Here is a 20048-nt window from a genome sequence, read left to right on the forward strand (position 1 = left end):
AGTTTAAAGTGCAGCCCTCAGATCCTGAATCAGCTTCGTAATCCGCTCCGATTCCATCTTCATGCTCACCTGATTGACCACCATGCGGGCGGACAGAGGCATTACCTCTTCCAACACGCCAAGGCCGTTTTCGCGGAGCGTGGAACCAGTCTCCACGATATCCACGATCACATCAGACAGGCCCACGATGGGCGCCAGCTCGATGGAGCCGTTCAGCTTGATGATCTCCACGGTCTGATGCTTCTGATTATAGAAATAATCCTTTGCGATATCCGGATACTTGGTGGCCACGCGGATCTGTTCCTGATGAGCCAGCTTCTCTCTGGCCGACTCCGGTCCGCAGACGCACATACGGCATTTTCCGAAGCCCAGATCCAGCACCTCGTACATCTTCCGGCCTTCTTCCACCAGCGTGTCCTTGCCGACTACGCCGATGTCCGCCGCGCCGTACTCCACATAAGTCGGCACGTCCGGTCCCTTTGCCAGGAAGAACTTGAGCCCCAGCTCTTCATTGACAAAGATCAGCTTCCGGCTGTCCGGATCCTTCATCTCCTGGCAGGTGATGCCCACCTTTTCCAGAAGCTCCAGAGTCTTCTTTGCCAGACGTCCCTTGGTCAGCGCAAAGGTCAGATAGCGCTTGCTGTCGCCGGTGGCGTCCATTTTCTTCCCCGCGTCGTTTCTGAGGGCCCGCTGAAGCTGATCTACTACGATGGCAAAGCCGACCGCAGGCAGCTCCCGGCCAAAGTGGGACAACAGGTTGTCATAGCGTCCGCCCTTGGCAATGGGTTCGCCGTAGCCATAAGAATACGCATGGAAAATGATACCCGTATAATAATTATACTTGCTTAACATGCTCAGGTCAAAGGTAACGTACTTTTCATAGCCCTTTTTCTTCAGTCCTCCGTAAATCTCCTGAAGCCGCGCAAGGGCTTCTAGGGCCTCGGCGTTATCAGTCAGGCTCCTGGCTTTCTGCAAAGCCTCTTCGCCGCCGGTCAGTGTCGCCATTTCCAGGAATGTATTGCGAAGTTTCTCCGGGATCTCGTAACTGGACAGAAGCTCCTCCGCGCCGAAACGGTTCTTATCGGAAATGAGTCTTCGAAGGCTTTCCTCCGCCACATTCCCGATGCCGGCCTCACGAAGCAGAGCTTTAAAGAACTCCACTTGTCCTACACTTACCTGAAATTCCCGAAGGCCAGCTTCCTGAAGGGCCTCAATGAGCACCGAAAGCAGCTCCACATCGGACTGCACGCTGCCGTCGCCCATAAGCTCCGCGCCCATCTGGGTGGTCTCTTTTAAGCGACCCTGATATTTGTCGTAGTTGATAAAGGTATTGCCCATATAGCAGAGCCGGATGGGCGTCTCGTCGTGAAAATACTTGGATACCGCCCGGGCGATGGACGGCGTCATGTCCGGCCGAAGCACCAGGGTGTTCCCCTCTTTATCGAAAAATTTATAGAGCTCCCGGGATGGAACGGTACCGACTTCGCGGGAAAATACATCGAAAAACTCGAAGGTGGGCGTCTCGATACCCTGATAGCCGCGCCCTGCCAGCACCCGGTATAACAGCTGCTGCAATTCAAATTTCTGTACGAACTCATTGCCGTAGATATCCCGGACGCCTTCCGGGGTATGCAAAAGCGGATTTTGATTTTTCATCGTAATTTCTGCCTCCTAAACGCTTTACTGATTTACCATTATAAAGTGTTTAGCCCGATTCGTCAATCACTTTCTGAATTCCGTCCAGATAGGGAACCAGGTAGCCGCCGTGGGGCGCAAGCACATATGACAGGTCAAGCTCGTCATGGCGGAAGCTCTTCCGTCCGCCTGCCTCAGCCCGATCCCAGAATTCCTTCATTTTTTTATAAGGAAGAAAATAGAGTTCATTACGTCTGGAAAACAGAATAATCAGGAAGGACACGCCTTCCTGGTGCTCAAAATCGCCCATAAATTCCACCTGATGGGCGTGAATATTCTGCAGGGGAAAGGTGTCCGTATCGCACTCCTTGGCGTCGAAGCACACGGGAATGCCCTGGACGGCCCCGATATAGTCCACAGTGCTCTTCTGGTCAAAATAAGCCAGGGTAATGTGACGGTGTTCTTTATCGATTTTCATGGGAGTAATGGGCGTCGGGACTTTCTGAATCAACGCCAATCCCTGTTCCCGGTATTTTTCATTGGTTCGGTTGATCAGATCCTCCAGGGTCGAGCCCCGGAGGCCTCTGGAATTCCAGGTTGCCATTGCTTTGTCCTCTTTATCTTACAAATTAGAATCAAATAACATTATAAATCGAGAACGGCCATAAAACAACCTCCTATTTTTTCAGGGCGGTATCCGGGGAAAACAGCCGGAGTAAATAGCTGGGATACGAAAAAGCCAGTTCCCGAAAGAACTGACTTTTTACATAACTGTTACGTATCTTCCAGTATCCTGTGGATGTGCAGAGCCAGATACATCTTCTCCTGGCTGGAGAGCTTCTGGCGAAACTGCTCATACACGTAGATCTGAATCTTCTCCACGCACTCAAACTCCTTCTGACAGATGGAATGGATCTGCTCATAGAGAATGTCATTTTTTTCATCAGGCAGCTGATTCCGGCTCACCAGCCGCTGGGCAAACAGCCGTACATGGGTCACATACCGGGAATATGAAGTACTGTCTTCATTGTAAGTAATCCCAAAGGCATATTTTACAATATCCAGCACCGCGTCCAGCGTCCGGGAAATCAGCAGGTTCTGACTGTTGTAGGGGTGATTAAACTGGGCGTTGATGAAATGGAAGGCGATATTGCCCGCCTCGTCCGCCGGGATCTCCAGATCCAGGCGCTCCCGCATCAGGTTCACCGCATATTCCCCCACCTGAAACTCCTGGGGATTGAATTTTTTCATTTCCAGCGTGTAAAAATTCTGCAGAACAATGCCTTCCCGCACCCGTCTGGCCGCAAAGGACAGATGATCCGTCAGGGACAGATAGATATGGTCCATCAGCTTCATATCGAACTGTTCAATGGCATAATCAATCACCGCCTTGGCCAGCTCAAAGAAGACGCTGTCTGTCTCTGCCGCCAGACGGATGATGTTCCGGGAGACCTCCTTGTCCTTGAGAACAAAGACCTTTTCAATCTCGCTTTCCTGAAACTCATATCCTATGGACTTGTGAAAGCCGATTCCCTTTCCCATGAGAATAGACTCCTGGCCCGCGTTGTCCAGCGCAAGCACCAGCGAATTGTTCAACACCTTAATGACACGCATGGTATTACAGATTCTCCCCGTTTGTCTTAATTACATTCTGATACCAGTAGAAGCTGTCCTTCTTGATTCTTCCCAAATCCTTCAGGTTGAAATCATCACGGTTGATGTAGATAAAGCCGTAACGCTTCCGGAAGCCCTGATGGGAGCTTAAAAGATCCATCACAGACCAGGGACAGTAGCCCATCATTTCCACACCATCGTCGATGGCGTCGGAAATCGCCTGGATATGGCCGCGCAGATAGTCGATCCGGTAATCGTCATGCACGCGTCCGTCCTCAGTCAACTCGTCCGCCATACCGAGACCATTCTCGGTGATAATCAGCGGCAGATGGTATCTGCGATAGTACTCATTCAGCACAATCCGAAGACCCATGGGATCAATCTGAGCGCCGTATTCGCTGGCCTTCAGGTTCTCATTTTTCTCGTCCCGGCAGTAGCCGTACTGGTCAAAGTCTACCTCATTGCCACGGAAGACTCTGGAGCCAACCGGATGCTCCTCGTCCGCAGGCAGATAGCTTGCACAGAGGGTACGGTAGTAGTTCAGAGCAATGTAGTCTATTTTCGCGGACTTCAGAATCTCCGCGTCGCCCTCTTCCATCTTCGGAACAATATTGCGCTCCTTCAGATAGCGCATATAGTAACCCGGATACTCGCCGTTGATGTGCATCTCCAGGCAGTAGTTGGTCTTCAGCCAGTCGTTCATTTTGGCGGCCCATACGTCCTCCGGTTTGTTGGTCAGCGGATAGGTACAGGTGGAGGATACAGCCGGAGCGGCCTTTCCGCCCTCTACCAGCTCATGGCAGGCATTGACTGCCAGCGCATGGCCCAGAAACATGTGATAATCCATCTGAGCACGCATACGATCGGCTTCCCAGTCGTCCTCGGTGTAGATATTCATACGGTTGTTGACGCGGATCATCAGGTTCTGCTCATTGATCATCTGCCAGTATTTTACACGGTCTCCGAAGGCCTGGTAGCAGACACGGGCGTAACGCTCAAAGGCAAAGGCGCAGTCCCGGCACTCCCAGCCATTGTATTTCTCAACCAGTGCGTAAGGCAGGTCAAAATGATACAGAGTTACGAGGGGCTGGATGCCCTGTTCAAGCAGGTAGTTGATCACACGATTATAGAAATCGATGCCCTTCTGGTTCACCTCGCCATCTCCGTCCGGAATAATGCGGGCCCAGGAGAGGGAGAAACGGTATGCTTTCATACCCATCTCCTTCATCAGGTCGATATCTTCCTTCCAGTGGTGATAGAAATCGCTGGCCACCTTACTGTCCGCCTGCTTATCGGAACGTTTAAAAGAATTATAGTCTGCTACGGTCATGCCTTTGCCGTCTTCGTCCCAGCCGCCTTCGATCTGAAATGCAGAGGAGGAAGCGCCCCAGAGGAAATTTTCAGGAAAATTTGTCATAATTTTGTGCTCCTTTAGAAAGTTGTAAAAGCCAGGCAGAAGCATAGAGACTTCCGCCCGGCGGATGTGTTTGTTACGATGTGTTTATTACATCAAAACCATTTATTTTACAGCTTTGATAACAACCTTGGTAAGGTCAGCCTTCTCGGCCGGAACTCCTGTTACCTCTGCGAAATCAGCCGTATTGGAAACGATGACGCTTACCGTAGTATCATAGCCTGCTGTCTTAATCTTGTCAATGTCAAAGGATACGATCGGGGTGCCTTTCTTGATCTGGTCTCCCTCGTTTACGTGCTTGGTGAAGCCCTCACCGTTCATGGCTACGGTGTCCATACCGATGTGAATCAGAAGCTCGGTGCCGTCTGCAAGCTTCAGACCCATAGCGTGAAGGGTCGGATACAGAACAGATACAGTACAGTCAGCAGGTGCTACTACCTCTCCCTTGGTCGGAAGAACCGCGATTCCTTTGCCCAGTGCTTCAGAAGCAAATACCTCGTCCTGCACCTCATTTAACGGGTAAGCCTTTCCCTCTACCGGGGAAGCGATTTCTACAGTTTCGCCTGTGTGGGCCGGAGCTGCCGGCATAGCCAGATCAGACTCCAGTGCTGCTGCTCCTGCGGGAGCAGCGTCTACATCTTCAAAGCCTACGATATAAGTAAGGATTGCGCCGCCGAAGAACGCTACCGCGATACCGATTAAGTAAGCTGCGAACTGGCCGAGGCTTGTACCCTCGCCATAGTAGGACATGATGGTCAGGATACCGTTGTTTGCGAAACCTGTGTTGACTGCGTGTCCGATACCCATGATACCACCGCCGAGAGCTCCGGCGATTACCGCGCATACCATCGGCTTCTTCAGACGAAGGTTACAGCCATAGATAGCCGGCTCTGTGATACCTACCAGCCATGCGGACAGGGAAGCGGAAGCTGCTACCTGCTTTAAATCCTTGCTCTTGGTTTTGAGCATAACGCCCAGGGCTGCGCCTGCCTGGGAGAAGTTTGCGGAACCAGCGAAGCACATCAGGGTGTTGGTTCCTGTCAGGGCTACGTCATTCAGACCAATCGGAAGCAGTGCTCTGTGCGCACCGAAGATAACGCATACGCCCCACAGACCGCCGACGATGATACCGCCCAGTACCGGGCTGAATCCGTACAATGCATTGTAAAGGAACTGAATGATATAACCAACGTAGATACCAACCGGTCCTACAACAGTCAGCATAACCGGCACCATGATAATCAGGGACAGACCCGGTACCAGAATCAGCTGCAGAATTTCCGGAATTACCTTCTTTAAGAATTTCTCCAGGAAATACAGTACAATCACGCCCAGCAGAATCGGGATAACGGACTCGGTGTAAGCAAATACCTTAGAGGACTCTCCTACGGTAAACGCCATCTTGATAACCGGAAGTCCGAAGATGGTGGACTTGGTAGCTACGTCCTGAACCAGGGCATCGATGGTCGGATGGCAGATAAAGCCGCCCAGCATCATAGCTACAACAGAACTGCACTTCAGTGCCTTGGATGCAGTGTAAGCAAGGAAAACCGGCATGAAGTAGAAAATAACATTGGAAGCGGTGTTCATGATGATGTAGGTGCTGTTGGCTGTATCGAAGCCCGGCACCTTGGCAAATGCTGCCAGAAGACCCTTAATCAGACCTGCTGCCGCGATAGCCGGTACCAGCGGTGTGAAGATCTCAGTAATCTTCTGCAGAATCAGGTTGCCCAGAGGCTGCTTCTGATCCGGAACCTGCTCGTCTACGGAACCGCCTGCTACGGCGTCTCCTAAGATCGCTACGGTCGCGTCATAAATCTTCGTTACCTTTGCGCCGCATACAACCTGGAACTGTCCGCCGGAAACAACGACGGAGATCACGCCCTCCAGATGCTCTACGATTTCTTTCTTTGCAAGGCTTTCATCCTTCAGGATGAAGCGCAGACGGGTGAAGCAGTGTGTCACCTGTTTTACATTGGCTTTGCCGCCCACATTATCAAGAATGTCCTGGGCAATTTTGTTGTAATCCATTCTTCTCTCTCCTTTGTATGTTAATGTTAAAAATAGATAGTTCTTATATCCGGCCAAGATATATGGTATCGAAAGACTTTTATTGCACAGCGACGGAGAATCCTGATTCGTAGAATTCTTTTCATACACAAAAAAAGATCCAGTGAAATGAACGTCCAATAGAAAATCCGGATACAGATATCATATATCTGCACTCTTTTCTATCTTCTTCATTTTCACCCGATCTTGCCTGCATGACCAGTAACACGTCGTATGTGAAACCACTATGTAATTGTCTCTCAATCTGGTAATACCTTACCACACTTCTTTTTTTGTTGCAAGTGTTTCTTAAATTTTTGTGAAATCTATATGAATTTTTTGAAAATGTTTTGTGTAGAATAACGAAAAACCGTGGCTTTTTTATTCGCCACGGTTCAAAACGTTCATAAATTCTTTGGGAAGCTGCGCAATATACTGCTGTCCCGAAAGATTGGAAAGCGCTCCGGTAAGCTCCGGCAGCTCCAGCCGGTAAGCGTGAAGAAGCTGATATTCCAGGCCGAAATTTTTCCGGAATTCCGCGTTCACCTTCGGATTGCCGTATTTGGCGTCACCGATGAGAGGATGGCCGATGCTGGCCAGGTGGGCGCGGATTTGATGGGAACGGCCGGTAATCAGGTTGATCTCCAGATAGGTATAAGGCTTTCCGTTGTAAGTTAGCTGTTTTAGCGGTACATATTCCGTACAGATAGGCAGGGCGTCCGCTCTCTTCTGCTGATAAATCTGTACCTGGTTGGTTCGTTCATTTTTCAGAAGCCAGCCTTCAATGCTCTGTTTTTCCCGGATACTGCCCACAGCAATGGTTCGGTAATATTTATGGAGATTCCGGACGCGGAACAGTTCATTCAGTTCCTGAAGTCCCCGAAGGCTCTTGCCCGCCGCCACCAGCCCGCTGGTATTCCGGTCAAGGCGGTTACAGATACCGGGACGGAAGCTGCGCAGACTTTCCTGGGTAGCCTCTCCGCTTTCTAACAGGTGCTCCGTCAGGTATTCTACCAGGGAGACGTCCGAGGGCTTTGCCTTCTGGGACAACAGACCTGCCGGTTTGTTGAAGAAAATGACATTTTTGTCCTCGTAGATGATTTCCGGGTGAAGCTTTGCGGGGAGTCTTTTAGTCCTCAAACCTGCTGCCGGGTTTGCTTTTCCGCTTTGTTTTGCATCTATGTTCTGGGGTAATTTCCCAGCCCCTGTTTTCCCAGCCATACTGGAAAAGCCGTCAATCGTCTCGTCCGCCAGAAACAGCCTGATCGCATCCCCCACCTCCAGACGCTCTTTCCCTTCTGCCTTCTTTCCGTTCAGGGTGATATTCTTTTTTCGCAGCATTTTGTAAAAGAAGCTGGTCGGGGCTTTATCCATATATTTGCCCAGCAGCTTGTCCAACCGCTGTCCGGCCTCGTTTTCTCCTACGGTCAGAAGACGCATATGGTTTCTCCTTTTCTCAGATAAATGAAATAAGTTAAAATACAGCAGGCCTTTTCTGCTTACAAAGCCTGCTGCATCATCTTTTCTTTTTTATTACAGGGACAGCGCCAGAATCAGCCCCCGGATCAACTGCTCCCGGTTCAGGGAGGGATAGCGTTCGTCCGGCGTAAACGGAATATCTTCCGGATCCTTCTTCGCCAACGCGTCCACCCGGTCCAGATAAGCCTTCAGATCCGCAAATACATGCACATGCACGCCGGAAATGCCGTTCTCCTTCAGCGTCTTGGTTACATGCGCCTCCACCGGCTTTAAGTCTGCATTTTTCAACGTGGTGTAGCCTGCCACTTCATTTCCACGGATCACCAGACTGTGGATCGGATAATTCTTTTCATAGGTGGTCAGAACCAGCTCGTAGGCGTGTTCCATCCCTCCTGTATGACGCTCCAGTTCCGCATAGAGATCCTGCGGGATGGAACGGCGTCTGCAGAACATGATCACGTTGACCAGCTCCTTACAAGCCGGAAGGCAGCCCACAACGGCCACCACCGTGAACATATTCAGGCGTGTCCTGGACGTCGCATAGCCGACGATAAAGATGACGGCAGGCAGCAGGAAGAAGATAAAGGTCTTAAAAAGCTGCGCCTTTTTATGGGCGTCCGTATAGCCGTGCTCGCCCTTCTGGGGTATATTTTGCATAAATATGTTCTCCTTGTAATTTCTTTATCTGGTGACTTCGCTTATTTTAATACTTTGATGTTCTCTTCTGTCAGATCTACCATGGGTATCTCAAGCTGGCCCGCGTCACCGATACAGAAATCCAGCCAGTCTTTCAGAACGGCCTCGTCAATCTCCTTCTCATCCTCATCTCCGGCCAGGTTCTGATAATAGACATCCGGCTCATCCTGTTGGAAGACGGATCCCAGAAGCTCGTAAGTATTCTCTTCCTCGTCATAAACAAAGAGTGTAAAGGGCTGGAAATCGCTGCCCTCTACGGTACTGGGATCGTGGTTCCAGTCTGCGCGCATCACACCATTGTCATAGAAGGTCGCAGCCGGGAAGCCGGTAAATTCCTCATGTACCGCCTCCAGCGCTTCCACAAAATCATAGATTAAAAACATCTGGCTGTCCGCGGACGCCGTTGTGTAAGCAATCAGCAGCTCATTGCGGCCATCTCCGTCGACATCATAGACGCCGAATTTATTTTCCGAAAGATCGCTGCCGTCATAGTCCAGTTCTAAACCATTCGGGAACTGCTGATTATAATAGATGTCGTCCAGAACCGAACGATAGGCGCTCTTTCCGGCATCGGACAGGGTACTTGCGCCTGCCGCGATATCGTCTGTGGTGCCCTTGATTTCCGATGTCTCAGTTTCCTGGTTCACCGTAGTTTCTGTGTCCTCTGCCGATGCTTCCTTTGCAGTATTCGTTGTATCTGTACTGCCTTTACAGCCTGCTGCCAGAACCGTTACACCAAGCAGCACGGCCAGCCAATATTTTCTCATATCAGATTCTCCTTTTTCTGTCCAGTCATTTCCATCCGGCGGGCTCTTCGCCCGCATTTCATTATACGCAGTTCTCCCTGATACTTCAAGCATTCTTTTCACAGAAATATGGAAAATATTCAGACGAAATTATTCAGACTCTGATTACTGAGAACAGTAACCAGGGTCTGAAACGTTAAAGTGAAGTTTTCATAAAGTTAATCGTACAGAAACGTGCAATCTTCTGCACGGTATTTCTTATTTTCTTGCAATAATATACCAGGTCTTGCTGAAATTCCCCTCATTTTCCAGGAAATGATTGGCACATTTCTCCACCTGGAAGCCGTTCTTCCGAAGCAGCCCACAGACGGCTTTCTCATCGTGGACAACCTCTTTGATATTCTCCTCGAACTGCTTGAGGCCATTTTCATAGACGGTGGTTTGCAGGTTAATACGACCTTCCGAATCGTGAGTCACCATGAACTGGGCCTTGACCGTCTCGCTGAAATCCAGGTCGATGGGTTCCGCCATCGGAACCTCTTTTTCGTTCAGAATATCGAAAATGAAGTACCCACCATCTGTCAGATAAGTGTATACATTCGCGAATATTCGATCAAGATCATCCAAATCCATAATATGGTTCAGCGCATCCCCGGTGCAGGTCACCAGATCAAACTGCGTCTCGGGCCGATAGGTAATCATATCCGCCACCTCATACTGAAGCTTCGGGTTCCGCTCCTTCGCAATCTTGATCATTCCTTTGGAAAAATCCATTCCGCTGGCCTCTATCCCAGCTCCCGACAGAATCTCACAGAGCACGCCCGTTCCGCAGGCCAGATCAAGGCTCTTCCGAACCGTCACATGATGTTCCTTCAGCCAGGTCAGAAGTTGCTCTCCGAAAGCCTCTGGGAAATAATTCCAGCCGAACTGGTTGTAAACCTTGCAGAATGCGGTGCTGTACATGATGAAATCCTCCCCTATGGAAATCTGTTATGTAAAGAACAAAATATTTCACAATGAAACCAACCGTTTCGCCTGCTCATACTCTTTTTTCTGTACATAAATTTTGTATTCGTAAATATAATCTTGCTTGACGCCACTTTCTTTTACATATAATTTTCCAGAACAAGTCGAATCGCATTGAGCACGACATAGACGCCAAAGCAGCTCAGGCTCTTTTTATAACTTTTTGTTTTTCTTCCTTTGGAATAAAACACAACGCCTAATGTAAAAAAGATACATACTGCAACTACCAATATTCTGTCAAGAAACACTGTAAATTCCATGTCATTTTCCTCCCAATAATCAGACAACAGTTTGTCCATTCTTATTTTATTGTAATCTACTTTTCGAAGACAGTCCCCCGCTTTAGTCGCCATAATCACTGTTGACTTTATAATCGATTCTCAGGAACGCGCACATCTTATCCCCAAAATCCATCCTTCCTTCGCTTCCTTCTTCCTCCTTCAACTCAATGGTATACTTATCGTAATGGAAGAAATCGCCAAAGGAAAAACTACCCGTGGCAATCACATTTCCATCGTAATCAAAGATCCGCATCATATCCTTATCCGCCAGATAATCCTTCGGATTGCCATCTGCGTCCATGAATACCGTATACCAGTCTCTTTCCAGGGTATTTGTTTCCAGGATCTGCTCCTGGGCGTAACCCAGGCAGTTATCATCCATGTCATAGTAGCCGTAGGTGTTGCCGCTGATGACCCCCTCCACATCGTTGATGGGTTCGTCGGTCACATAGCGCAGATAAAACCAGGCTTCTCCATCGCCGGTACTGATGGTGTATTTGCTGTTCCAGAAGCCCCGCTCCTGAATGTGCCCGGCCGCCTGTCCATCCGCCCAGATATCCGAATCCGCCACGATATCGTCCAGATCGCCTTTCATAGAAAGGACGCTGGCATTTTCGAGAGCCGTCCGTCCTTCCTCTGTAGGCGGCAGTTCTTCTCCGGCTTCACCGCAGCCCGCCACAGTCAGAAACAGCGACGTCGAGACAAGGGCTATCCCAAGCTGTATCTTTCTTTTCATAGTATTCTCCTTTTTGGAAATGATTCAGAATTAGGAATTCTCCTTCTCGTCGTCTCTCGCGATTTCCCGCGCCACCATAATGGCCATGGCGGTCAACAGCGGCAGATACTGCTCCTCGTAGCAGATCACCACAGAATTGTCGAAGACCACATTTTTCAGGGTGAACTCCAGATTCTCCATGATGCTGCCCAGCATCCGGTCATTCAGGATGACGAAGAAATTGTGGCCCAGGGAGCCTGCGTACTCGCGCAGCACCAGTTTGCCCTCTTTCACATTCATGGTAAAGGTATCCCTGATCAGCTGAAATTTCTTTTCCAGCCTGCCGTATTCCTCGCCGCGGTAATAGAAATCATAGGTGGGAAGGGCATGGAGAATCCGTTTTTCAATCCGGAAAATCTCGGTATTCTGAACGTCATAGATGTAAAACTGCTTCAGCGGCATGGTGCCCTCGATATGGTAAATCAGCTCGCCATCCTCATCCTGCAGATCAAAACGCTGCCCCATGAGCTTGAAGTCCTCGGTAAAGGTATAAACCTTGGAAGGTCTGGCCTCCACCACCGGAAGCACCTCTCCGGTCTTTACGAAATGCTCCATGCTTTTCTGCAGACCTTTCTGCATCAGCATAATGTCCGAATGGTAACAGATATAAGCCGCTGCATTGGTTCCGAAATCCTCATTTAATGGATGCAGAGGCTCGGTGATTCTCTTTTTTATCATACTTGTCAGGAAGGAATAGCCGATGTAACCCAGATTGCCGTCGCCAGTCAGCCAGAAATACAGGTAATCCCCTTCGCTGTTGGGACCGAAGGCCAGCGCGGGCCGTCTCATGGTGCGGAAGTTCGCCAGATAGCAGGAGCCCAGAGGTGTCGGCACATCCTTATAGGCCTCGTAAAATTCCTCGATTTTCCGCGGACGATCCATAGCAATCATTTGTACCATATCTGTGGACGAGTTATAGCTGCCCGGTGACGCCATCATCCACATGGCGATGCCGATAATCAGAATTACCGTACCGACACTGATGAGAAAGCTACTGTAATAGCCTTTTACGACAAACATCGCTCCGGCCACGATCACCGCCAGGCTGAGAAGCCGGTAAATCACGTATCGCAGCTTCAGGCTCGCCGACATATCACCGAATTTCATTGTTTCCTCTGACATGAATTCCCCTCCTTCATCCGTCCCGCTAAAATTATCTGGAACTGTATGTCTCAAAGAAAAAGCGCAAAAATAGTGTCGGCTGCGGCTTTCCGCCACAGTTCGACACTATTATTTTACCAGTTTGTGGATTTCACGTCAATTCTCTCTTTTTCTGACTTTATTTCTGACTTTATTTCTGCTGATTCCTGATCTGTGGCGGACGATAATGATAGATCTCATTGTAGGCCTCCAATTCCTCCACATCCTGTACTCCACCCGGGATTAGTCCGGTGCAGTCGTGGGCTGAGGCGGCATTGGATAAATAATCGTAGGAATCAATGAGCTGTTCGTTGGGTTTTCGCATAGCAGAACCTCCTGAAAATCGCATGAAAAAGGACAATCCCTATGTTCTTGTGACATAGTTATTGTCCCCTGATTTTATGTGATTATGTCTGTTGTTTTCTGGTTTTATTTTTCATGTACCTGTTTTCAAGTCAGGTGTTCTATGGTAATTTCGTAAAGCAGAACTGCCTTTCCGTCCCGTGCCATCTCGGCGTCCATTTCTGTCTAAAACATCACCCTGATATTTCTGCGGACAGGATCCAATCTTGGATAACTTATGAGAAATGCCGAAAAGCATAGGATTATTTACTCTCTCAAAGTGCAGTTCCCTTTTGTGGGACAAAGAACTGGCTCATATCCGTACGCTCCAGCTCCAGCAACGCCACTTTTTTCTCCATTCCGCCCGCATAACCCGTCAGGCTGCCGCCAGTTCCTACTACCCGGTGACAGGGAATGATAATGGACACCTCATTGTGCCCCACTGCGCCGCCGACCGCCTGGGCGGACATGTGGGGGACCTTTCGTATCTCCGCCATTCTGCGGGCGATCTCGCCGTAAGTCATGGTCTGTCCATAGGGAATCTGCAATAAGATCTGCCACACAGCCTGCTGGAATGCAGACCCGGCAGGCTGAAGCGGCGGTGTAAAGTCCGGTTCTTTCCCGGCAAAATAGATGTCCAGCCAGCGCCTCGCTTCCGCGAGAACAGACGTCTCCATTGAAATATGCTCTTTGGGAAGTGTACGGGCAAAGTATTTCTGACCTTCAAACCACAGGCCGGTCAGTCCGATTTCGTTCGCAGCCAGTAAGATAGTTCCAAGGGGTGACTTGTATGTAGCTGTATTTGTCATTTGCGCGTCTCCATTTCTGATTCATCTTTTTTTACTTCACGTTACGATTCATAGACCGGTAGGAACTTCTCATCCAAGCTGTAAAAATATCGGCCTGAGAGTGCGAGGCATTTATCTTGGATGTACTTCAAAATGGTTTCATCCACTTCCTTGTTTTTCTTTTTCCTGATTTCTTCTACAGATCCTTTCACCACTAAGAGCGTTGCGTACAATTCTTCATCTTTTTTAACCAGCATTAGCTGTTTTCTTCCGAGACAGATTTCTTCCAGGGTTTTCTTTTTATCATATCCGCCATTTTCCCTATCAAGCTCCAGCCCTTTTATAAGTTCGTTGAGATTTTCAGCATGTCTGATCTGTGTTTTGCCTGAAATCCATTCTAATTGTAGATATCGGCTTTTCCCTTTCTGAAACAATTCCTCTGTGTGCTCTTTTCGGAGTAATAAAAGATCAGCCAACATATCGATCTCCCCAGCAGATGTGGAAAATAAATACATACTCATGTTGATGTCGTACTCCTTTAAAAGCTGCTCTGCCAAAGCAAGTAGAACTTGGATGTTCCATAACACAGAAAAAGGAGCCAGGTGCAGTGCTCTTGTTTACAGTATTTCGGAAACGGCAAAGCTGAACAATCTGCGCCCGTACTACTACTTCAGGCATATCCTCACGGAGCTGCCTAAGTATTGTGACGAAAAAGGAAATATAGAACCGACAAAACTGGACCAGCTGATGCCCTGGGCAGATGAGCTTCCCAAGGAATGCCGGAAACCACACCGCTCATAAAAGCGGCGTTAAATTTAAGGGTAGGCGCAGGATTATTTGACGTTTACCCGAAGGCGGGGTCACCACAATGGATCACAATAATGGAATCACGTGGATGCAATGTATAAAGCATTTCTTCATAATGGTCTGTAAAAATTTCTTGAAGGATGTTCATAAGACTATTATGCAGGAAAAAGCAAGAAAAAGAAACCCCCACCCCTCAAGAATGAGGGGCAGGGGAGTTGAATAGGCGAAGCCTATTTTTTATTTCGAAAGACAAGTGGTTTACCGATTACTTACAAAAAATCACTGAGACTATGAGAAAATCTCTGTAAATTAGATTCTTCTATGATAATGAAGCTTCCTGTATAATAAAAAACGTGGATGTTGAAAATTGAAAATACCTCAGAGTACAATAAGACTACTGACTGGCAGGTTAGTAAAAATCTTATTGAACAGAGAGGTATCTACAATGAAGTCTAACACACAGAACGCAAAAATTGAAGCTATTACAGAAAAAACTTTGGTACTCGGAATTGATGTCGGAAGTGAAATGCACTATGCCAGAGCTTTTGATTACAGGGGAATCGAGTATTCGAAGAAGCCATTTAAGTTTAGCAACACAGAGGCCGGATTTGTGACATTTAAGGAATGGATCCTGGACCTCAAAGAAAGACATGAGAAGGATAAGGTGGTTCCAGGTATGGAACCGACCGGGCATTACTGGTTTAATCTCGGAAAGTTTCTACAGGATAATGAAATGAAACCAGTGCTTGTAAATCCTCATCATGTGAAAAAATCAAAAGAACTCGACGACAATAATCCTACTAAAAATGACCGTAAGGATCCGAAAGTTATAGCAGGATTAGTTAGAGAGGGACGTTACATGATCCCATATCTGCCGGATGGTGTTTATGCTGATCTTAGAACAGCATCAAACATAAGATTCCAGTTACAGGCGGAACTTACAAGAATTCAAAACAGGATCAGTCGTTGGTTCAATATATATTTTCCTGAATATAAGACGGTATACGGAAAGCCGGATGCCAAGAGCGGAATGCTAATCCTTAAAGCAGCACCACTCCCTGAAGATATCCTGACGTTAGGTATCGATGGAGTGAACCAAATCTGGCGTGATGCAAAGTTAAGAGCAGTTGGAAAGGCGAGGGCGAAGACCCTGATAGAAGCTGCTGAGCACAGCGTTGGAAGCAAAGAAGGTGCGGTGTCTGCAAGAATGGAAATCCGAATGCTTCTGGAGGACTATGAATCCAGAAATACGCGTCTACAGGAAGTTATGGTTCTAATTGAAGAACTGGTAAGAAAGATTCCGATGGCTGAAAAGCTGTTAGAGATCAAAGGTGTGGGAATCAGGACAGTGTCAGGGTTCCTTGCAGAAGTAGGTGATATCAGCCGCTTCAACAATCCGAAGGAACTGCAGAAGCTTGCAGGATTGGCATTGGTTGAAAATAGTTCGGGAAAGCACAAGGGTGAGACAACAATAAGCAGACGAGGTCGAAAGAGACTCAGATATCTGCTCTTTGAGGTTACAATGTCACTTGTGTCGAAGAACCAGGAGTTCAGGGAACTCCATAATTATTACACAACCAGAAGGCTGAATCCATTGAAGAAAATGCAGTCACTTATGGCAATTGCAGCCAAGCTGATACGTATCTTTTATGCGATGCTGACAAAAGGTGTGGATTATGATCCGAAAAAGATGGTCAGTGATATCAGGAGACCGGCAGCTTATCTGCAAGCAGCGTAAGCAAAAAGCAACTATAATGGAGGCTGTCATCTGGGCAGCCACTGAATCAAGCAGAATGTAACAGATAACGTCCACTAATCACAGTGCTGGAACAGGAAGCAAGTCAGTAATCAATAATACAAAGAATGAGTCAGTAGTCGGCGGAAATTGTCACCATAGGGCATGACCCTGTAATGAAGCATAGCTGACACCCTGGTTATGGGCAGGCAGGACGAAGGAAGTTAGGACCTCTGGAGACAGAGATGATCCTGGTGGATATAGGAGGTTAGCTGCCATAGAGGGAAGGGTATACACAAAGCTAGTAAAGCGAAAATCAATGACGTTTTATTTCGTATACCATTCAACCGCTATTTCAGTACCTGATACATCGAAATGCTCATAGCTGTGGCTTATTCACTGAGATATGAAAGGTTGAAAAACCTTGAATTTTCAATAAAAAACACTTGATTATATGAGGAGGGTGAGAAGCTTACAAATCAGGCTTTTCACCCTTGTTTTATATATAACAGTTACTGTCAGGCATGTCAAGAGCAGGCGGCTGGCCGCCTGTCTTAGACTATGTTTTTACTTATTCTGGAAGTCGTCCTTCGTACATGATACTCAACTCCCCGTAGACCTGGCCCCAGTCCCGGATGGTAGTTGTCCATTTCTTAGTAGCCTCGAAAGTGGCCAGATATAAGGCTTTTAACAGCGCTGTATCACTTGGAAATACGCTTCTCTGGCGATTCAGTTTCCGGTATGTGGAGTTCAGTGACTCTATCGCATTTGTTGTATAAATGACCTTTCGGACAGTGGTTGAAAACTTAAAAATTGGGGAAACAGCATCCCAGTTGTCCTTCCAGCGTTTCATGGAATTCGGGTATTTCGGACTCCATTTTTCTGTCACACGGTCTAAAGCAGCCAGGGCCTTCTGCTCATCAGCAGCCTGATAGATGGTTTTTAAATCTGTAGCGAAAGCTTTCCTGTCTTTATCCGGAACGTATTTCAGCGTATTTCTTACCTGATGGACAATACACCTCTGATATTCTGTCTTTGGAAATGCCGCCGAAATCGCTTCTTTAATGCCTGTAAGGCCGTCTGCACAGATAATCAGGATATCTTTAACCCCTCGATTTTTTAGTTCATTTAAGACAGAAAGCCAGTATTTCGCACTTTCATTGTCACCAATCGTGATGGTCAATACTTCCTTTTTGCCCTCTGTGTTAATGCCCAGAATTACATAGGCTGCAAGTTTACGAATCACTCCGTTGTCCCGCACAGAATAGTGGATAGCATCAATGTAAAGAATCGGATATACGTCATCCAGCGGTCGATTCTGCCAGTCTTCAATCTGCGGAAGTATCTTATCTGTTACATCAGAAATAAAACTCTCAGATGTTTCAAAGCCATAGATATCTTCAATCGTTTCCGAAATTTGGCGTGTAGTCATTCCTTTGGCATACATGGAGATAATTTTCTGGTCAATGTCAGAAATATCCTTCTGACGCTTTTTGACAACCTGTGGTTCAAAGGTGGACTTTCGATCTTGTGGTACTTCGATTTCCATAGAACCATACCGACTGTTTACCTGCTTGCGTTTATAGCCGTTTCGATAATCGTCGTTGTCAGAACGCTCGGATTTCTCATATCCGAGATGGTCATCCATTTCTGCTTCCATCATTTCCTTGATGGTGCCGCCCAGGAGATCCTTGAGAGCATCCTGGATATCTTCAGCAGTCTCAATATCGTATTCTTCGAGAAGCTGACGAATGATATTTCTTTTTCCATCGGTCATTTCAACTCTGTGTACAGGTTTCTTTTGTCTTGCCATAATAAAGGCCCTCCTAATGATATTTATTTTATCATAGAAGAACCTTATTGCGGTTATTTTACAGAAAAAGTTTCATAGGTGAAAAATGAAATTGTGAATTCCACTCTCCCAATCCCCAGTGGAATTCTCTCTCGCACAATTCACATTTACTCTTTCATACATTCATGCTACCTTTATCTTAACCCTGACAGCAGTGGAAGGAGTTTTTATGAGTAAATATATTCCCGGAAATCAAAAACATCTCTCACTGCAGGATCGTATTTATATTCAAAATGAGTTGTCAAAAGGCTCCTCTTTTAAGGATATTGCCCGTTTCCTATGCAAGGATCCAACTACCATCTCCAAAGAGGTCAAATCCCGTCGGCTTTCTGATTGGTGGCATAAAGGTACCTTCTATAATGCCCATAACTTCTGCATTCATCGGTACCATTGCAAAAAGAAAAATGCCTGTGGAAAAATTGTTCTCTGTGGCGTGAAATGTGCTTCCTGCCCCACCTGCAACCAAACATGCCCTGATTTTGAAAAAGAACGCTGTAACCGTCTGGACAGGGCTCCTTATGTCTGCAATGGCTGCACAAAGCTTATAAACCATTGCACGATTGCCCACAAATATAACTACAATGCCAAAGCCGCTGACCGCAAATATCGGGAAACGCTTTCTGACTCCCGTTCCGGCATCAGTCTCTCCAGACATGAACTGCGTCTTAAAGATAAAGTTATCAGTCCCCTGATTGCCCAGGGACAGTCCCCTTATCAGATCATCACCAACCATCCGGAACTGGATATGTCGGTCAGAACAGTCTACACCTATCTCGATATGGGCCTTTTTACATCCAGAAACATTGATTTAAAACGAAAGGTAAAATTCAAACCAAGGAAAGTACACAAAACACAGATTTCTGACCGGAAAGTTTTTACTGGCAGAACTTACTCTGATTTTTCAGAACTACACCTGGATTCCTTTGTGGAAATGGATACCGTTCACTCCTCCAACGATTCCGCTAAAACTTTGCTTACTTTTTTCTTCACCAAAGAAAAACTATTCCTGGCTTTTCTGATGAACCGCAACACGGAAGGTGCTGTAAGGCTTGTTTTTGACCGTTTGGAGAAACGTTTGGGAACTTATGAATTTCTTTCCCTGTTTGAACATATCCTAACCGATCGCGGTTCTGAATTCGGAGATCCAGATTCATTGGAAACAGGGATAACCGGATTCCAGCGCTCCAACATTTACTATTGTGATCCTATGCGTAGTGGGCAGAAAGGCGGTATTGAACAGGCTCATACCATGCTTCGTATGGTGCTCCCCAAAAAGACAAGCTTTGAATTTCTGACCCAATGGGATGTAAATCTCATTGCCAGTCACATCAATTCCACTCCTAGAGAAAGCCTGAATGGACGCACCCCGTATTCCGTTGCAAAAGAAACATTCGGTGAAGAGGTCCTAAAAGCATTTCAGCTTAGGGAGATTGACCCCGACGAGGTTCATCTGACACCTAAGCTGATCCGCTTCAACCGATAATCCATCAAAAAATCTGCTGTCAGGGTAGAACTAGATTTTTCACACATTTCCCATGCGTCCGGTGGAATTTAGTCACGCACACTGAACTCCAGCGGTCTCTTTTTCATGCCCTGAAACTGAGTATTTTTTGAAAAGACAGATTCATTATAGCAGAAATCCTTTGTTTTATCACTATAAGTGGTTTTA

General features: G+C 47.3%; 19 protein-coding genes and 1 pseudogene. 3 read left to right on the forward strand and 17 right to left on the reverse strand.

What is annotated here, in order from left to right; translation table 11 throughout:
• Positions 1 to 3: 3 nt before the first annotated feature.
• The 16 genes and pseudogenes from hisG to OCV63_RS13895 all read right to left on the reverse strand — a co-directional run bounded on the left by hisG (position 4) and on the right by OCV63_RS13895 (position 14506).
• The gene (gene hisG, locus OCV63_RS17665) at positions 4 to 660 is read right to left on the reverse strand and encodes an ATP phosphoribosyltransferase (RefSeq protein WP_262670884.1); all 657 of its coding nucleotides are present in this window, start codon (positions 658 to 660) and stop codon (positions 4 to 6) included.
• 30 nt (positions 661 to 690) lie between these two features.
• Positions 691 to 1656 (reverse strand): annotated as a pseudogene (gene hisZ / locus OCV63_RS17670) (ATP phosphoribosyltransferase regulatory subunit); the annotation flags it as partial.
• 49 nt (positions 1657 to 1705) lie between these two features.
• Positions 1706 to 2239: a Holliday junction resolvase RecU gene (locus OCV63_RS13830; protein WP_158364803.1), complete on the reverse strand. Its 534-nt coding sequence runs from the start codon at positions 2237 to 2239 to the stop codon at positions 1706 to 1708.
• A gap of 170 nt (positions 2240 to 2409) precedes the next feature.
• Positions 2410 to 3249 carry a PRD domain-containing protein gene (locus OCV63_RS13835; RefSeq protein WP_158364805.1) on the reverse strand — a complete coding sequence of 280 codons (840 nt, stop codon included), beginning with the start codon at positions 3247 to 3249 and terminating at the stop codon, positions 2410 to 2412.
• A gap of 4 nt (positions 3250 to 3253) precedes the next feature.
• Positions 3254 to 4666, reverse strand: a complete 1413-nt coding sequence (locus tag OCV63_RS13840) for a glycoside hydrolase family 1 protein (RefSeq protein ID WP_331485568.1) — start codon at positions 4664 to 4666, stop codon at positions 3254 to 3256.
• Positions 4667 to 4768: 102 nt separating this feature from the next.
• Positions 4769 to 6694 (reverse strand): beta-glucoside-specific PTS transporter subunit IIABC, encoded by a 1926-nt coding sequence (locus tag OCV63_RS13845; RefSeq protein WP_158364807.1) that lies wholly within the window; start codon positions 6692 to 6694, stop codon positions 4769 to 4771.
• Positions 6695 to 7093: 399 nt separating this feature from the next.
• Positions 7094 to 8152 (reverse strand): RluA family pseudouridine synthase, encoded by a 1059-nt coding sequence (locus OCV63_RS13850; RefSeq protein ID WP_158364809.1) that lies wholly within the window; start codon positions 8150 to 8152, stop codon positions 7094 to 7096.
• 93 nt (positions 8153 to 8245) lie between these two features.
• Positions 8246 to 8848 carry a hypothetical protein gene (locus OCV63_RS13855; RefSeq protein ID WP_158364811.1) on the reverse strand — a complete coding sequence of 201 codons (603 nt, stop codon included), beginning with the start codon at positions 8846 to 8848 and terminating at the stop codon, positions 8246 to 8248.
• A 41-nt stretch (positions 8849 to 8889) separates the two neighbouring features.
• Entirely contained in the window at positions 8890 to 9654 is a 765-nt protein-coding gene (locus OCV63_RS13860; protein ID WP_158364813.1) for a hypothetical protein, read from the reverse strand.
• Positions 9655 to 9891: 237 nt separating this feature from the next.
• Positions 9892 to 10596 carry a class I SAM-dependent DNA methyltransferase gene (locus OCV63_RS13865; RefSeq protein WP_158364815.1) on the reverse strand — a complete coding sequence of 235 codons (705 nt, stop codon included), beginning with the start codon at positions 10594 to 10596 and terminating at the stop codon, positions 9892 to 9894.
• A gap of 143 nt (positions 10597 to 10739) precedes the next feature.
• Complete coding sequence (locus OCV63_RS13870; protein ID WP_158364817.1) at positions 10740 to 10919, reverse strand: hypothetical protein; 180 nt, start codon at positions 10917 to 10919, stop codon at positions 10740 to 10742.
• An 82-nt stretch (positions 10920 to 11001) separates the two neighbouring features.
• Positions 11002 to 11676, reverse strand: a complete 675-nt coding sequence (locus OCV63_RS13875; protein ID WP_158364818.1) for a hypothetical protein — start codon at positions 11674 to 11676, stop codon at positions 11002 to 11004.
• A gap of 30 nt (positions 11677 to 11706) precedes the next feature.
• Complete coding sequence (locus tag OCV63_RS13880; RefSeq protein WP_158364820.1) at positions 11707 to 12837, reverse strand: LURP-one-related family protein; 1131 nt, start codon at positions 12835 to 12837, stop codon at positions 11707 to 11709.
• 169 nt (positions 12838 to 13006) lie between these two features.
• Positions 13007 to 13180 (reverse strand): hypothetical protein, encoded by a 174-nt coding sequence (locus OCV63_RS13885; RefSeq protein ID WP_262670882.1) that lies wholly within the window; start codon positions 13178 to 13180, stop codon positions 13007 to 13009.
• A 292-nt stretch (positions 13181 to 13472) separates the two neighbouring features.
• The gene (locus OCV63_RS13890) at positions 13473 to 14006 is read right to left on the reverse strand and encodes a methylated-DNA--[protein]-cysteine S-methyltransferase (RefSeq protein ID WP_158364822.1); all 534 of its coding nucleotides are present in this window, start codon (positions 14004 to 14006) and stop codon (positions 13473 to 13475) included.
• Positions 14007 to 14047: 41 nt separating this feature from the next.
• Positions 14048 to 14506: a hypothetical protein gene (locus tag OCV63_RS13895; RefSeq protein WP_158364824.1), complete on the reverse strand. Its 459-nt coding sequence runs from the start codon at positions 14504 to 14506 to the stop codon at positions 14048 to 14050.
• Positions 14507 to 14558: 52 nt separating this feature from the next.
• Between OCV63_RS13895 and OCV63_RS17675 the strand changes: the two genes are divergently transcribed.
• Both OCV63_RS17675 and OCV63_RS13905 read left to right on the forward strand, forming a co-directional pair.
• Complete coding sequence (locus OCV63_RS17675) at positions 14559 to 14786, forward strand: transposase domain-containing protein (protein WP_262670883.1); 228 nt, start codon at positions 14559 to 14561, stop codon at positions 14784 to 14786.
• Positions 14787 to 15237: 451 nt separating this feature from the next.
• Positions 15238 to 16530 (forward strand): IS110 family RNA-guided transposase, encoded by a 1293-nt coding sequence (locus OCV63_RS13905; protein WP_158364826.1) that lies wholly within the window; start codon positions 15238 to 15240, stop codon positions 16528 to 16530.
• A gap of 568 nt (positions 16531 to 17098) precedes the next feature.
• Here the strand turns inward: OCV63_RS13905 and OCV63_RS13910 are convergent.
• Positions 17099 to 18340 (reverse strand): IS256 family transposase, encoded by a 1242-nt coding sequence (locus tag OCV63_RS13910; RefSeq protein ID WP_158364828.1) that lies wholly within the window; start codon positions 18338 to 18340, stop codon positions 17099 to 17101.
• A 208-nt stretch (positions 18341 to 18548) separates the two neighbouring features.
• On the opposite strand from OCV63_RS13910, the gene OCV63_RS13915 reads away from it, so the two are divergent.
• Entirely contained in the window at positions 18549 to 19862 is a 1314-nt protein-coding gene (locus OCV63_RS13915; protein ID WP_158364830.1) for an IS30 family transposase, read from the forward strand.
• Positions 19863 to 20048: the final 186 nt, after the last annotated feature.

This window comes from Laedolimicola ammoniilytica (assembly GCF_025567165.1).
Classification (GTDB): Bacteria; Bacillota; Clostridia; order Lachnospirales; family Lachnospiraceae; genus Laedolimicola; species Laedolimicola ammoniilytica.

Excerpts from the sequence above, each read along its gene's own strand:
- OCV63_RS13860 (WP_158364813.1), bottom strand. The coding sequence starts at position 9,654 with ATGAGAAAATATTGGCTGGCCGTGCTGCTTGGTGTAACGGTTCTGGCA.
- OCV63_RS13845 (WP_158364807.1), bottom strand. The coding sequence starts at position 6,694 with ATGGATTACAACAAAATTGCCCAGGACATTCTTGATAATGTGGGCGGC.
- OCV63_RS13840 (WP_331485568.1), bottom strand. The coding sequence starts at position 4,666 with ATGACAAATTTTCCTGAAAATTTCCTCTGGGGCGCTTCCTCCTCTGCA.
- OCV63_RS13895 (WP_158364824.1), bottom strand. The coding sequence starts at position 14,506 with ATGAGTATGTATTTATTTTCCACATCTGCTGGGGAGATCGATATGTTG.
- OCV63_RS13910 (WP_158364828.1), bottom strand. The coding sequence starts at position 18,340 with ATGGCAAGACAAAAGAAACCTGTACACAGAGTTGAAATGACCGATGGA.
- OCV63_RS13875 (WP_158364818.1), bottom strand. The coding sequence starts at position 11,676 with ATGAAAAGAAAGATACAGCTTGGGATAGCCCTTGTCTCGACGTCGCTG.
- OCV63_RS13890 (WP_158364822.1), bottom strand. The coding sequence starts at position 14,006 with ATGACAAATACAGCTACATACAAGTCACCCCTTGGAACTATCTTACTG.
- OCV63_RS13855 (WP_158364811.1), bottom strand. The coding sequence starts at position 8,848 with ATGCAAAATATACCCCAGAAGGGCGAGCACGGCTATACGGACGCCCAT.
- OCV63_RS13850 (WP_158364809.1), bottom strand. The coding sequence starts at position 8,152 with ATGCGTCTTCTGACCGTAGGAGAAAACGAGGCCGGACAGCGGTTGGAC.
- OCV63_RS13865 (WP_158364815.1), bottom strand. The coding sequence starts at position 10,596 with ATGTACAGCACCGCATTCTGCAAGGTTTACAACCAGTTCGGCTGGAAT.
- OCV63_RS17675 (WP_262670883.1), top strand. The coding sequence starts at position 14,559 with ATGTTCCATAACACAGAAAAAGGAGCCAGGTGCAGTGCTCTTGTTTAC.
- OCV63_RS13870 (WP_158364817.1), bottom strand. The coding sequence starts at position 10,919 with ATGGAATTTACAGTGTTTCTTGACAGAATATTGGTAGTTGCAGTATGT.
- OCV63_RS13915 (WP_158364830.1), top strand. The coding sequence starts at position 18,549 with ATGAGTAAATATATTCCCGGAAATCAAAAACATCTCTCACTGCAGGAT.
- OCV63_RS13830 (WP_158364803.1), bottom strand. The coding sequence starts at position 2,239 with ATGGCAACCTGGAATTCCAGAGGCCTCCGGGGCTCGACCCTGGAGGAT.
- OCV63_RS13885 (WP_262670882.1), bottom strand. The coding sequence starts at position 13,180 with ATGCGAAAACCCAACGAACAGCTCATTGATTCCTACGATTATTTATCC.
- hisG (WP_262670884.1), bottom strand. The coding sequence starts at position 660 with ATGGACGCCACCGGCGACAGCAAGCGCTATCTGACCTTTGCGCTGACC.
- OCV63_RS13880 (WP_158364820.1), bottom strand. The coding sequence starts at position 12,837 with ATGTCAGAGGAAACAATGAAATTCGGTGATATGTCGGCGAGCCTGAAG.
- OCV63_RS13835 (WP_158364805.1), bottom strand. The coding sequence starts at position 3,249 with ATGCGTGTCATTAAGGTGTTGAACAATTCGCTGGTGCTTGCGCTGGAC.
- OCV63_RS13905 (WP_158364826.1), top strand. The coding sequence starts at position 15,238 with ATGAAGTCTAACACACAGAACGCAAAAATTGAAGCTATTACAGAAAAA.